Below are 12,628 nucleotides of genomic sequence, written 5' to 3'. Positions count from 1 at the left end.
GGGGGGACAAGAAGCTCTTAAAGTCCCCCTACAACCAGGGGGATGCGAGGGGGATATCCGGGCATAAATAGTGTTAAGTAAACCGTATTGACTTATAGTGCTGGACGCACTCGGACAAAAAAACCGGGTTTTTTACCTAATCTGTGGGTGGTAACGCATCTTTTTGTAAAAAAAAAACGGTTTCACCGGCCCCTATGCGTAAGTCCTAACTTAGCTAATCAGCCCTGTCCGAAAACCTTCACCGCTTCAGCAAAATCAGTCTCGCCCCTCAAAATGCAGCGTTTCAATAAATCGATATTCAGCGTTTCCAATCCAGATAACTCACTCTGAATTACTTCTTCCTAACCATCTTCCCGCAGGCGATACAAGCGCAGCGTGCCATCTTCCCAAAACCACACCTCCGGGACAAGCTCAATATTTTGATAGTTTGTTCAGTCCGCCGCTGGTATAAACTATTTCGATCGACAAATCGGGGATTGATTTCGCTGTCTCCGAACAAAACGATTTGTCTGAAGCGGTTGAAACTTCTCCGGTTTTCTCCTGTGTCATCGAACCGGAAGGATAAAATCTGATGCCCTGTGTTAGCAAAAAAGTTGTCACCAGATAGCCGATTATTTCCGAAAAGTTTTCGTGTTGGAATCCCGCTATCAGAATCTCGATCGCGCCTGCAAAAAAAGATAGCTTGACTCCGGGTGAATCTTCCGAAGCTTTCTGGATTAGCTTAAACTGATTCCAATTGCCACCGAGCACTACTGGCCGATCGATAGTTTCGCGATCGAGAATTTGTGTCATGGCAAATTCATCTAAATTTAATCTTATATCATGTTTGGTCGATCGACAATCACAAAATTCGTCGGATCGTTCGGACTTTAGTCATCCAAATCAATAATCTGAGGACTAAAGTCCGAACCATCAAACCGGACTCTCTCCCCAAATTCTCAGGGAATTAGCGCTGATTTAAAAAGCGGCTAGCCATCGACATGGCGTCAGTAATATCTACGTCGCCGTCTCCATCTCCATCTAAAAAGGCATTCAAAACCGGATTTGGGCCCTGGGCTGGATTTTGGGCGTTGCCGCCTGTTTGCAGCAAGTTGAGGACGATCGGCACTAACACAGGTATCATCGCTTGTACTGTCGCGTTATTTAAGCCGGTTCTTTGGGCGATATCGGCTACTATCTGCGTCAGTTGGCCGGCCCCGAACAAACTCTGAACTGCTTGCAGATTGGGACTTGTGCCGCTAAATTGGTTGACTACTTCTTGAGCTTGTGCGTCTCCAGATTGCGATCGCACGTCTTGTAAGGCCGATCGCACGTGTCCGCCCAAAACCGACATTGCTAGCTGAGTCGTGCCTGCATCGACGCCGTGGCTGCCGCTCAACTGCTGTACCGCACCGAGAATGTTACCCAACTGATTGGGACTGGCTTGTTGGTTGGGATTGTCGATCGCGCTTAAAATTTGGTCAAATAGTCCCATAATTTTCGCTCCTAGCTTTAACTGCTCCACTCTAGAATAGACGATCGCCAATCACCAATTGGCGATCGTCTATTCTAATGCTCGATCGGCAGGGCGATCGCAAATTCCGTCCCCGTTCCCACCTCTGACCAACAGTTAATTGTCCCGCCGTGTTTCTTGACGATAATTTCGCGACCGATGGCCAATCCCAAACCAGTACCTACACCTCTCGGTTTAGTGGTAAAGAATGTTTCAAACATTTTTGCTTGACTTGCTGCTGGTATTCCCGTACCGTTATCAGAAATTCGCACTACCACTGAGTCGTCATCCAAGTATTCTGTAGCAATCACAATCCTCGGCACAAAACTCGGTGCTTCCGGTTTCAGGAAGGAGGAACCCGATTGTTTTTTGATTTCCTCAGAGTTGATTTTCTCAATTTTTGCTTTTTCTTCCACAGCATCTAGTGCATTATTAATCACGTTGACAAACACCTGATAAAGCAAACCCATGTAGCCTTCAACAGTTGGAATGTTCCCGTAATTGCGCACTACTTCAACGCCTAGTTTGATCCGGCTGTTGAGAATCAGCAAACTGCTGTCTATGCAGGCGTGCAAATCTACCGCATGAGGTGCGGTATCGTCTAGGCGAGAAAAGTCTTTCAAACTTAAGATAATAGCTTTGGCTCTTTCAGCGCCCACTTGCATCGAGTCAAATATTTTCATTAAATCTTCTTTGAGAAAGTCAAGGTCTATTGCTTCAGCTTTTTGGGTTACTCCGGTCGGCGGGTTGGGGATTTCTGATTCGTAAGTTTTGAGCAAATCTAAAATATCTTCCACGTAATTTTTGGCGGGATCGATATTAGCATAGATAAAATTTATTGGGTTGTTAACTTCGTGAGCCACTCCGGCTAACATCCGCCCCAAAGTCGCCATTTTTTCATTTTGAAGTATTTGATTTTCTTGTTTTAATTTCACTTCTTCTAGCAAGTGATTTACTTTTTGAATCAGTTGGTTCAACGAAGCTGCTAATACTCCCACTTCATCGGTGCTGGTAATTGGTACTTGCAACTGAAAATTAGATTCTTGGGTGACTCGCTGAGCGATTTTAGTTACAGCAGCGATGGGTTTGGCGATCGCCCGACTCGTGTAGCTCGCCAGCAGTGCTGCAACTACGATCGACAGTACCATGCTACCAATAATGATTTGTATGCGCAGCACCTGCGCTTGCAGCAGGGACTCCCGCGCTGCATCTTCTTGCAATGCGGTGCGATCGACAATTTCTGCTAAATCATTGACCGCCTTATCTAGTTTTAACCCAATTCGCTCTCGGTCAAACTTCGACAGCAACTTGCGTTTAGTTATTTTGTTACCTGGCTTTTTGGGTAAATTATCAATTTTTTTACTTACGGTTTCTAGGTGCTGAATGTAATTACTTACTAGCGGCTCGTAACTTGTCCAAAAATATGGCATTCCTTCAATATTTTGGCTGTTACTATGATTTTTGATTTGCGACAAGCAAAATTTTAATTCGTCGATGCGGTGTTTTAATTGCTGGTGCTTTACCTCAAATATTTCTGGTTTGTCTAGCCAGTAAATCAGCCGCTCTTGGCTATTTTGGGTGCGCATCAAAGCCAATTGCAAATTATTTAAAAGCCGACTTTCTCCATCGATGTGTACTTGATTGTTAGTTCTGCGATAGTAATGATTCCCAGCCAGCATTCCGACTGTGGTTCCCCCAATTGCAACACAAAGAGCCAGTGCGTAGCCGCCGCAGATTTTATCGCTAATACTGAGGTTGCCGAAGTAACGGGCTATTTGAGTGAAATAATTCGGCTGTGGTGGCTGGCTCTCTTTGATGTTATTGTCGCAAGAGGTAGGGAGTGCTTGTGAAGCCTGGTTGTGATGTTTGATCTGCATAGATGCGAACCTGTAAATAATTCACGCACTGAGAACTAAGCTTAACTTAACTCACGGCTGATTAGAGAGTACCCTATGATACTTAATATGATAATAATTTTGAATTAGGACGCTCTTACCCCGATCGATCGACCCAGTTTCTCGTTTCGGCTTTCGGGGCTTGCGGGACATACTTATGTTAAAAAACCAGATTTGTACGTACTGAATGTGATATTTGTTTCTGCATAAAAAACAGTGTCTCGACTGGCGATCGCCTAAAGTACCAATTAAATAACTAAGTACAAATCAATTGGCTACCGGGTTCGGGCGGATGAGTTCAGCAATCAAGGGTCGCCTTTGCTACAATTGCAGTCAAGGACGCGATCGCTCGCAGCACATACCTGCACCCGCTAACGCTCAACCGGCCATTGCAATGCAGGCGGCCGTATCAGTGCTCACGGCTGCTCGGTCATTTGAGCATTCAGATTTGCAATCACCCAATCTTTCTGGAGCCAAGCTCACAGCAAGCTGTCAACCCTCAAGCGGTCAACTGAATGAAAGCCTCGGACAAGCGGGTAACGCCCAAATTCGAGTAACCCGATTCAATACTGCAACTAAATCTTCAATCCGACAATCGACTGACTGATGACTATCGGAGTAATGTAAAAATCAAAGTTTGACACTCCCCAGCCTGAAGGCGTGGGGATTCTTCGTTCTATGAGCTAACTTGCTCTAATTGGATTTCTCCAACTTGCAGTAGAGGTCAACTCTCCCGAAGCGTTACTTGCATCTAGTGCAAAAGTTCCGGTATGCCCTACCGTACCCAATCCTCGACTCAGGATATTTCTAGCTGCATTCTCGTCCCTATCTAGTACACACCCGCACTTACAAACGTGCGTTCTAGTAGATAGCGTTTTCTTGACAATTGCACCGCAAAGGGAGCATTCTTGGCTGGTATATTGCGGATTTACCGCAACCGTTACGCGCTCAAATACTTTTCCAAAGTATTCCAGCCACACACGGAACTGATACCAAGATGCGTCGTTAATAGACTTAGCCAGACAGTAATTATGCACCATATTTTTAATCGTCAAATCTTCGTAGGCGATCAAGTCGTTTGACCCAATTACGCACCTTGCTAACTTCACAGCATGGTCTTTGCGTTGCCTACTTATTTTGAGATGGCGCTTACCTAGAATCTGCCTGGCCTTGCCTCTATTTTTTGAACCTTTTATTTTCTTGGATACCCGACGTTGAGATCGTTTGAGGACTTTCTCACCTTTCCTCAGAAACCTCGGATTTTCAACTGTAGTTCCATTTGAATCGGTATAATATTCTTTCAATCCAACGTCGAGTCCAACTGTATTGCCCGTTGGTTCCGTGTTCTCCTTTCGGTTAACGTCAATACAGAACTGGACGTACACGCCGTCTACACGTTTTACCAATCGCACCCGTTTTATTTGGTTGATTTGGTAGAAATGCAAATCGCGTGTACCTTTTAGTTTGAGTTTGCCAATCCCTTTTTTATCGGTAAAAGTAATCGACTTTCTATCGCCTGCGAGCTTCCATCCAGTTGTTTTGTACTCAACCGAACGACAGTCTCTCTGAAATTGTGGATATCCTTTTTTACCGGGAATCTTTTTCTTGCAGTTTTCGTAGAATCGAGAGATAGCTGCCCAAGCGCGTTCTGCGCTCGACTGCCTTGCTTGCGAGTTGAGTTCGTCGGCAAACGGAAACGTGGCTGCCAGTACAGCGCAGTATTTATTCAAGTCGTATTTGTTATTTTTGGGATTATCCATCCAATAGCGCAAACAGCTATTGCGGACAAACTGAGCGGTACGAATTGATTCGTCTACTGCTGTGAACTGGCTTGATTTTCCGTAAGTTTTGAACTCAAAAACTAGCATTGGTTTACCTCCTGCCTTATGCTAACTTACTCAGCACAAAACAGGCGATATCACAACAAAAGGTTACAATTAATTAAAGCCGTCCTAGAAGGACGGGGTTTTCAACCCAGATTTTTGATAACCCTTTTATTTGCCGCTCCCCTCATGCCTCTGCCGCGCCTGCTAACCTTAATTGCTGCTTTCTGCCTCACCCTGGGGCTGATTATTGGGCTAATAAGTTCCTTAACAGGGCTTTACAGTCAAGTTGCGTGGTCTGCTTCTCCGTTGCTGGCTAATTTGCTAATTTTCTTAATAATTGTACTTTTAGGAACCCTAATTTTTGCACTATTTTACTATTTTAAGCTGCTGCAACGCCCGGGGAAAGTTAAAGGAAAACGGGCGATCAATCCCAAGGTTCCTGTTGTCAAAAGTGAAGCTGCTTCAGAAAATCTCAAAGCAATCAGACAGCAAGTCGATCGCATTCAAGACGAAGTAGCGCGCCAAGCTTTGCTGTTGAGAGCCCGGGAAATAGAAGCTAGCATGGCGCGCGGTAGCATTAGAATAGTTGTTTTCGGTACTGGTTCTGCGGGTAAAACTTCCGCAGTGAACGCGCTGGTGGGACGGATGGCGGGACAGGTGGGCGCGCCGATGGGAACTACTGAAGTTGGAGAAACTTACACTCTTTCATTGAAAGGAATCGATCGAGAATTAGCAATTACTGATACCCCTGGCATCTTGGAAGCGGGAGTAGCGGGGACTTATAGAGAAGAATTGGCGCGGCAGTTGGCGGCCCGGGCTGATTTGATCTTATTTGTATTGGACGGCGATTTGCGCAAATCTGAGTACGAACCGCTGCGGACTTTGGCCGAAATTGGCAAAAGGTCGATCGTGGTTTTTAACAAAGTTGACCTTTATCCCGACAGCGACAGAGATGAAATTCTCGATCGACTGCGGCTGCGAGTCAAAGGTTTAGTATCAACAATGGATGTAGTAGCAATTAGCGCCAACCCCCAAAAATTCGTACTAGAAAGCGGCACAATATTTCAGCCAGACCCCGATATGATGCCATTAATTCGGCGCATCGCAGCAATTTTGCGCGCCGAAGGAGAAGATTTAATTGCTGATAATATTTTGTTGCAATCTCAGCATTTGGGAGACCAAGCGCGCAAATTAATTGACGCTCAAAGGCGGCGCGCTGCTGATAAAGTAGTAGAGCGCTTTCAGTGGCTCGGAGCCGGAGTAATTGCTGTCACGCCTTTACCTGTTGTGGATTTACTGGCGACAGCCGCAGTTAACGCTCAAATGGTAGTAGAAATTGCTAAGATTTACGGCTGCGAATTAAATATCGATCGCGCTAAAGAATTGGCACTATCTCTTGCTAAAACCCTAGCGAGTTTGGGAATAGTTGAAGGCGTAATTCAAGTAGTGTCGAGGGCGCTACAATTAAGCGTTGCCGGATTTGTACTCGGCAAAGCAATTCAAGCAGTCAGCGCCGCTTATTTAACCAGAATTGCTGGCAAAAGTTTTATTGAATATTTTCGCCACGACCAAGATTGGGGCGACGGCGGCATCGCCGAAGTCGTGCAGAGGCAGTTTCAATTAAATCGGAAAGACGAGTTTGTCAAAGCATTTGTCAAAGATGCGATCGCCCGCGTTGTCGAACCTCTAAACATTTACCAGCCCGAAGCATCGGATGCAGAATTAGAAATGCCAGAAGAATTAGAACCCGAGCCATTGTATCACAACCCGGGCGACGATTGGGAAACCTACAGCAACAAGCAAAAGGATGAATGGTAATTAGTCATTAGTCATCAGTCATGAGTCATTAGTCGTTAGTCATTGTATCATGTCCGCTTCCACAAATATAAATCCCGCAGGGGCAGGTTTTACCAATAATCTTTCATTCATAGGACTTACGCTCATCAACCTGATTGCTATTAGAAATTTATGTCTATTTAATAGTCCTGGATGCACTTGCGACCTCAGAAACCGGGTTTCTTCGTAGATTTTTCGTCGCCAATCGCAAAAATTCATAGAAACCCGGTTTCTCACCTGCACTTGCGACCTCAGAAACCCGGTTTCTTCGTAGATTTTTCGTCGCCAATCGCAAAAATTCATAGAAACCCGGTTTCTCACGCCCCATGCGTAAGTTCTGCTTAATTTAACATGAGCTAACAACTAATAACTAACAACTAACAACTAACAACTAACAACTAATGTCTGCCCAACAACAAATAAGCCATCATTTCTCCTTTACCTTTAATCTCAATAGCACCGCGCAGTTTAAACGAAAATTTATCTTTCAAACGCTCGTAAACCGCAGCAGTTACCTGAATTTCCCCCGAAATACCGTTTGATTCCATCCGGTGAGCGACATTCACTGTATCGCCCCACAAATCGTAACTAAATTTAGTTAAACCAATGACTCCCGCCACCACGCCACCAATATTGATCCCAATCCGCAGGCTAAAGCTTTGATTGTGTTTGGCATTGAAGCTAGCGACAGCAGCTTGCATATCCAGTGCCATTTGGGCGATCGCCGCAGGGTGATTTTCCTGCGGTTCGGGTAAACCGCCGACTACCATGTAAGCATCGCCAATAGTTTTGATTTTCTCCAAACCGTGACGTAAAGACAAATGGTCGAATTGACTAAAAATTTGATTGAGAACTTGTACGGTTTCTGCGGCTGTTTTGTGAGATGCGAAATTTGTAAATCCCACCAAATCTGCGAATAAAACGCTGACATCCGAAAAACTGTCAGCAATTATGCTTTGTCCATTTTGCAAGCGCTCTGCAATTGCTTTTGGCAAAATATTTAAGAGCAATTCTTCAATTTCGTCTTTTTGGAATTTGGTTGTTTCTAACAGCAGCCGCGTTTCAAGTTCTGCCTCTTCTCTATCCGCGATTTCTCGCTGCAACATCTTATTTTTTTCTCTCAGTTGCATATCTAGTTCCCGCAGTCGCAATTGATTTTCAACGCGAGTTACCACTTCTACTGGTTCAAAAGGTTTAGTAATGTAGTCCACCCCACCAGCGTTAAAGGCTTTTACCTTATTAGCAATTTCTACCAAAGCACTCAGAAAAATAATCGGAATGTCGCGAGTGCGATCGCTCGCTTTCAAGCGAGTGCAAACTTCGTATCCATCCATAGCGGGCATCATAATATCCAACAAAATCAAGTCTGGTAGATCCAACTGCACAGTATCGAGGGCCTGTTTACCACTAGATGCAATTTTTACTTGATAGCCTTGCCGCAATAATATCCGCTCCATTAATGTTAAATTGTTAAGACTGTCATCAACAATTAAAATACTGCCCCTAATTTTTTGAAAATATGGTTTATTCATAGGCTGGTTGCGGGCTTAATTAAACTTAAATTTGGTGGAAAAATTATAATTTGCGTCGGGATGCGTCGAAACCGGGTTGTTTAAGGCAAATAATTGGTTACAGCAGGCGATGCACAGCGAAAAACAAGGTTTCTGAGCGTGGGAGTACCTTGTGTACTCAAATTTATACTAATTTGTCAAAATAGCGAAAGCCTTGTCTAAAACTTTATATTGTGCCGCAATTTTGTCGATCGCACGGTGCTTTGATGCGACAGACAAGTTGATGGACTCGCTGCTGCGGTTTTTAATACCGCTAATATCCCACCAATCGCACCGCTGCTGTTGTTTGCACGACATTTACAGACTGCTGAGATGCTTTGAGGCCACAATTTTCCCTAAATTTTTAGTATACCCGGATTTAAAAGTACGATCGACAAACCCCGCGGTTGAGAAATCAGGGTAATTTTGGCATCAGATATTCCCCGAGTCTCGGGTGCTGCATTTGATTAAGTAATAATACAATAATTTTACAGGTTGGGGAGGCTGCGGAGAGATCGCGATCGCGTCGAACCGAATTTTGATAATATTTAAGATTGACCACAAAATTTGCTATTGTCCGGCGGGGTAAAAACAATGAGCGATCGACCAATCATTCTCGGTATTGTCGGAGACAGCGCAGCGGGGAAAACCACTCTCACCCGGGGAATTGCCCAAGTATTGGGGCCAGAAAATGTGACTGTGATTTGCACAGACGACTATCACCGCTACGACAGAAAGCAGCGCGCCGAAATCGGACTCACAGCACTGCATCCCGACTGCAATTACCTCGACATCATGCGGCAGCACCTCAGCCTGCTGCGCACCGGTCAAGCAATTCTCAAACCCATTTACAACCACCATTCTGGTACATTTGACCCCCCGGAATACATCAAGCCCAGCAAGTTTGTAATCGTTGAAGGTTTGCTGGGTTATTCCACCCGAACCATCCGCGATTCTTACGACGTAAAAGTTTATCTCGCTCCCCCAGAAAAACTGCGAACTCAGTGGAAAGTTAAGCGCGATATTATGAAGCGCGGTTATACCGAAGAACAGGTACTGGCAGAAATGGAAAAGCGGGAACCGGATTCAGAAGATTATATTCGGCCCCAGCGAAAATTTGCCGACGTTGTAGTTAGTTTTTACCCAGAAGCGGACAATGAATCAAATTTGAGCGTCCGTTTAGTCCTCAGACCGACAATTCCTCACCCTGATTTTACTGAGATTTTAGGTCGAGGCAGCGATAGTTTTAAACCTGCAATTCGCTTGGGACTCGATCGCGATATGGGCAAACCGGTTGACGTGTTGGAAGTAGACTCTCATGCTAATAGCGCTCAAGTCAGCGAATTGGAAAAGATTTTGTGCAGCGAGTTACCCCACCTCCAGGGATTTTGTGCTGCCCAAGGCAACCCGGAAATTGGTAAACTAATCGGGACAACCGGCGAAGTTTTGCAAAGTTACCCGCTAGCTTTGACGCAGTTGTTAGTTGCATATCACATGATGAAAGCAATTCACGTGTATTAATTAAAAGTACATAGTAGGTGTAGGGGCTCGTCGCCGTGTCCCTACGGGTATCTATCTTGACTCGATCGCTGCTCATGCAGGTAAGGTGCGCTCTGATTGCACGCACAAATACAGTTTTTGTGCAGTTATCGGCGCCCGCCGAAAGAGTAGCGATATTTGACTATTGACTCATAAGTTGGGAATCGGCTATTTTCCAAATGCCGTCCCAATATTCTAAACTGTACCGAATTAACTTGGTGTTAAAACTGCTACTATCGACTTTGCCGTTTTTGTAAAGGGTAGCATCTTCGGTGATTTTTACTTCTATAGTAGCTTTGTTCCCAGATGCTGCAAAGCGTTCCACTGATTCGAGTTTTTGGACGCCGTATCGGTAGCGAGAATTACTGGCGGTCAAATAGTCGATCGCCTTGACAGTATCAGAATACAAAATACCTGTAGTCATTTTAGCCAGCAATTGGCGATCGAAGGGAGGAGCAAATATTTTCTGTTTCGCATCCAACCATTTGCCAATTAAATCGGATGCTTGTCCGAGAGTAATATTTGGGGCTTGACTGATATAATTTGTTGCTGGTATTTGTTTGGCGCCAGCAGCGACATTTATTGCTGGTGCGGGTGCAGCCAAGAATAAAGGAGTTGCGATTGCTACTAGAAGGATGGCTTTCATATTTCAATTCCTCAATCATCATAAATTGTCTCGCCCGCAAGCTCCACAGCAAGATATGAACTCGATCGAGAGTTAGTATTTGTATGGCTCAAGTGCACCGCGCGCCACATAAATACAGTTCTGAACGCACCCGTGCTTGCCAGGAACCGGGTTTCTTTGTAGATATAAAGGTGACGAACTGACGATTTTTTACTGGTTGCCCGGTTGCTGAGGGTAAGTCCTAAAATAGTTTTAGTTCGCCACTAACTTTATCTACATAATTTACTGCCAAGATTGCGGAATTTTAATTTAATTATATTGTTTGTCTCACAATCGACTGCCAATCGTCAGCCCCCGCCTGGATGGGATGAGCAGCAGCTAATTGCTGAACAGGCATCGAAAATGGCAAATAACTTTGAGGTGCGGGGACCATTTCGCCTCGGAAGTCCAGGAGAGTGACCAGCAGCAGGTAGGCAACTGCTAAAACAATAGAAATGACCCCAGTGATAATAGCAATAATTTTTGAACGTTCCATATTCACAAAATTGTAAGTGCAGCTCATATAAGTTTAACATCAAACCGCACCCTGATTGCGAGACTCATGCCATAGAATATAATCAGGTGCTACTTATTTATATGACGACAATGGAACCTCTTATAGATGCGCCAACTCCGACTCCAACGCCCAGAGCTACCCCAGTAGTGGAAACATTTAATCTGGGCAAGTTTTACCGTACAGGCTTCTGGATGAACCAAAAGATTGAATCGCTCAAAAGTTGCACTCTGAGTGTTTCTGAGGGGGAAACTTTCGGGCTGCTAGGGCAAAATGGAGCGGGGAAAACTACGCTGCTGAAGACTTTGCTGGGGATAGTGCGGCCGACTTCCGGCAGGGCGCTGCTGTTGGGTAAGCCTTTGGGCGATCGCAATGTCAAGCGGCGAGTCGGCTACTTGCCAGAAAATCCCTACTTTTACGATTATCTCACGGGCTGGGAATTCTTGCAGTTTGCCGCCGGGCTGTTTGAAATTCCACCCTCGATTCAGCGTTCGCGAATTCCGCATTTGCTAGACTTAGTTGGGCTAGCTCAATCGGCGGCAATTAAAAAACAGTTGCGCCAGTATTCTAAGGGAATGCTACAGCGGATCGGCATGGCTCAAGCTTTAATTAACAATCCAGATGTGGTATTTTTAGACGAGCCGATGTCTGGCTTAGATCCGATGGGACGCTATCAGATACGAGAGATAATTTTGGCGCTAAAAAATCAAGGAAAAACGATTTTTTTTAACTCGCACGTACTCTCAGATGTCGAGAAGATTTGCGATCGAGTAGCTATTTTGGCGAGGGGTGAATTAATCTGCACTGGGGCGATAGACGAATTGCTAGGTAAAACAGAAACTTACCGCGTTCAAGGTAGGGGCGGTCATTTGAATATCCTGCAAAAATGGATACCGGATATGGAAGTTGAGAGCGATTTGTGGTACGGTCACTTAAAGGGCGATCCTCAGGAGTTTATTTCTAGTCTCAGCAACACGGGAGGGCAGCTAATTGGCATGAATTTGGCGAAGCCTTCTCTGGAAGAATTTTTTATGCAGCAACTTGAAGAAAGAGGTATTTATTCGAGCAGTTGAAGCTTGTTTGGCCAGAGGGATATCTGTCGCTGCGGGACTGCTGGTGCTGTAAAGATTCTCCCTCCTAAGGCCTGGCTCGATCGACTTGGCGAAATTTTGTCACAGATACATTGATGTTTGTAGCGGTGGGTGCATCTCATTTTTGCGAGGGCTCTCGCATTTCGGCATACAACTTATTAGTCAGAATCAGATATTTACTACCGAAATGCTATAGCCCATACGAGTATATTTGCTTGCGC

Annotated in this window: 11 protein-coding genes and 1 pseudogene; 4 read left to right on the top strand and 8 right to left on the bottom strand. The window is 45.0% G+C overall.

Going from position 1 to position 12,628, the window contains the following annotated elements:
* Positions 1–411: 411 nt before the first annotated feature.
* The 3 genes from QT974_RS20890 to QT974_RS20880 form a co-directional block, all read right to left on the bottom strand.
* A complete protein-coding gene (locus QT974_RS20890) occupies positions 412–792 on the bottom strand; it encodes a hypothetical protein (RefSeq protein ID WP_333470339.1) in 381 nt (126 codons plus the stop codon).
* A gap of 154 nt (positions 793–946) precedes the next feature.
* Positions 947–1,474: a DUF937 domain-containing protein gene (locus tag QT974_RS20885; protein WP_333470338.1), complete on the bottom strand. Its 528-nt coding sequence runs from the start codon at positions 1,472–1,474 to the stop codon at positions 947–949.
* A 74-nt stretch (positions 1,475–1,548) separates the two neighbouring features.
* Positions 1,549–3,369 carry a sensor histidine kinase gene (locus QT974_RS20880; RefSeq protein ID WP_333470337.1) on the bottom strand — a complete coding sequence of 607 codons (1,821 nt, stop codon included), beginning with the start codon at positions 3,367–3,369 and terminating at the stop codon, positions 1,549–1,551.
* A gap of 310 nt (positions 3,370–3,679) precedes the next feature.
* Between QT974_RS20880 and QT974_RS20875 the strand changes: the two genes are divergently transcribed.
* Positions 3,680–3,994: a hypothetical protein gene (locus tag QT974_RS20875; RefSeq protein ID WP_333470336.1), complete on the top strand. Its 315-nt coding sequence runs from the start codon at positions 3,680–3,682 to the stop codon at positions 3,992–3,994.
* Between the two features lie 69 nt (positions 3,995–4,063).
* Here the strand turns inward: QT974_RS20875 and QT974_RS20870 are convergent.
* Positions 4,064–5,255: pseudogene (locus QT974_RS20870) on the bottom strand (RNA-guided endonuclease InsQ/TnpB family protein).
* 144 nt (positions 5,256–5,399) lie between these two features.
* Between QT974_RS20870 and QT974_RS20865 the strand changes: the two are divergent.
* Complete coding sequence (locus QT974_RS20865) at positions 5,400–7,031, top strand: YcjF family protein (protein WP_333470335.1); 1,632 nt, start codon at positions 5,400–5,402, stop codon at positions 7,029–7,031.
* A 416-nt stretch (positions 7,032–7,447) separates the two neighbouring features.
* Here the strand turns inward: QT974_RS20865 and QT974_RS20860 are convergent, their stop codons facing one another.
* Both QT974_RS20860 and QT974_RS20855 read right to left on the bottom strand, forming a co-directional pair.
* The gene (locus tag QT974_RS20860) at positions 7,448–8,581 is read right to left on the bottom strand and encodes an adenylate/guanylate cyclase domain-containing protein (protein WP_333470334.1); all 1,134 of its coding nucleotides are present in this window, start codon (positions 8,579–8,581) and stop codon (positions 7,448–7,450) included.
* A 168-nt stretch (positions 8,582–8,749) separates the two neighbouring features.
* Entirely contained in the window at positions 8,750–8,917 is a 168-nt protein-coding gene (locus QT974_RS20855) for a hypothetical protein (protein ID WP_333470333.1), read from the bottom strand.
* Between the two features lie 276 nt (positions 8,918–9,193).
* Between QT974_RS20855 and QT974_RS20850 the strand changes: the two genes are divergently transcribed.
* Entirely contained in the window at positions 9,194–10,120 is a 927-nt protein-coding gene (locus QT974_RS20850) for a phosphoribulokinase (RefSeq protein ID WP_333470332.1), read from the top strand.
* Between the two features lie 160 nt (positions 10,121–10,280).
* On the opposite strand, the gene QT974_RS20845 is transcribed toward QT974_RS20850, so the two are convergent.
* Together QT974_RS20845 and QT974_RS20840 are read right to left on the bottom strand one after the other, a co-directional pair.
* The gene (locus QT974_RS20845) at positions 10,281–10,784 is read right to left on the bottom strand and encodes an ARC6/PARC6 family protein (protein ID WP_333470331.1); all 504 of its coding nucleotides are present in this window, start codon (positions 10,782–10,784) and stop codon (positions 10,281–10,283) included.
* A 292-nt stretch (positions 10,785–11,076) separates the two neighbouring features.
* The gene (locus tag QT974_RS20840; protein WP_333470330.1) at positions 11,077–11,298 is read right to left on the bottom strand and encodes a hypothetical protein; all 222 of its coding nucleotides are present in this window, start codon (positions 11,296–11,298) and stop codon (positions 11,077–11,079) included.
* A 110-nt stretch (positions 11,299–11,408) separates the two neighbouring features.
* Here QT974_RS20840 and QT974_RS20835 point away from each other — a divergent pair, with 110 nt between their 5' ends.
* Positions 11,409–12,389: an ABC transporter ATP-binding protein gene (locus tag QT974_RS20835; RefSeq protein ID WP_333470329.1), complete on the top strand. Its 981-nt coding sequence runs from the start codon at positions 11,409–11,411 to the stop codon at positions 12,387–12,389.
* The last annotated feature ends 239 nt before the right edge of the window (positions 12,390–12,628 follow it).

The sequence above is a fragment of the Microcoleus sp. BM001215392 genome (genome assembly GCF_036700185.1).
Lineage (GTDB): Bacteria > Cyanobacteriota > Cyanobacteriia > Cyanobacteriales > Microcoleaceae > Microcoleus.
Note: the sequence above shows the minus strand (reverse complement) of the source record. Positions and strands in the feature narration are given on the sequence as shown.

Coding starts and splice junctions, on each gene's coding strand:
- QT974_RS20890 (WP_333470339.1), bottom strand. CDS start 792: ATGACACAAATTCTCGATCGCGAAACTATCGATCGGCCAGTAGTGCTC.
- QT974_RS20885 (WP_333470338.1), bottom strand. CDS start 1,474: ATGGGACTATTTGACCAAATTTTAAGCGCGATCGACAATCCCAACCAA.
- QT974_RS20880 (WP_333470337.1), bottom strand. CDS start 3,369: ATGCAGATCAAACATCACAACCAGGCTTCACAAGCACTCCCTACCTCT.
- QT974_RS20875 (WP_333470336.1), top strand. CDS start 3,680: ATGAGTTCAGCAATCAAGGGTCGCCTTTGCTACAATTGCAGTCAAGGA.
- QT974_RS20865 (WP_333470335.1), top strand. CDS start 5,400: ATGCCTCTGCCGCGCCTGCTAACCTTAATTGCTGCTTTCTGCCTCACC.
- QT974_RS20860 (WP_333470334.1), bottom strand. CDS start 8,581: ATGAATAAACCATATTTTCAAAAAATTAGGGGCAGTATTTTAATTGTT.
- QT974_RS20855 (WP_333470333.1), bottom strand. CDS start 8,917: ATGTCGTGCAAACAACAGCAGCGGTGCGATTGGTGGGATATTAGCGGT.
- QT974_RS20850 (WP_333470332.1), top strand. CDS start 9,194: ATGAGCGATCGACCAATCATTCTCGGTATTGTCGGAGACAGCGCAGCG.
- QT974_RS20845 (WP_333470331.1), bottom strand. CDS start 10,784: ATGAAAGCCATCCTTCTAGTAGCAATCGCAACTCCTTTATTCTTGGCT.
- QT974_RS20840 (WP_333470330.1), bottom strand. CDS start 11,298: ATGGAACGTTCAAAAATTATTGCTATTATCACTGGGGTCATTTCTATT.
- QT974_RS20835 (WP_333470329.1), top strand. CDS start 11,409: ATGGAACCTCTTATAGATGCGCCAACTCCGACTCCAACGCCCAGAGCT.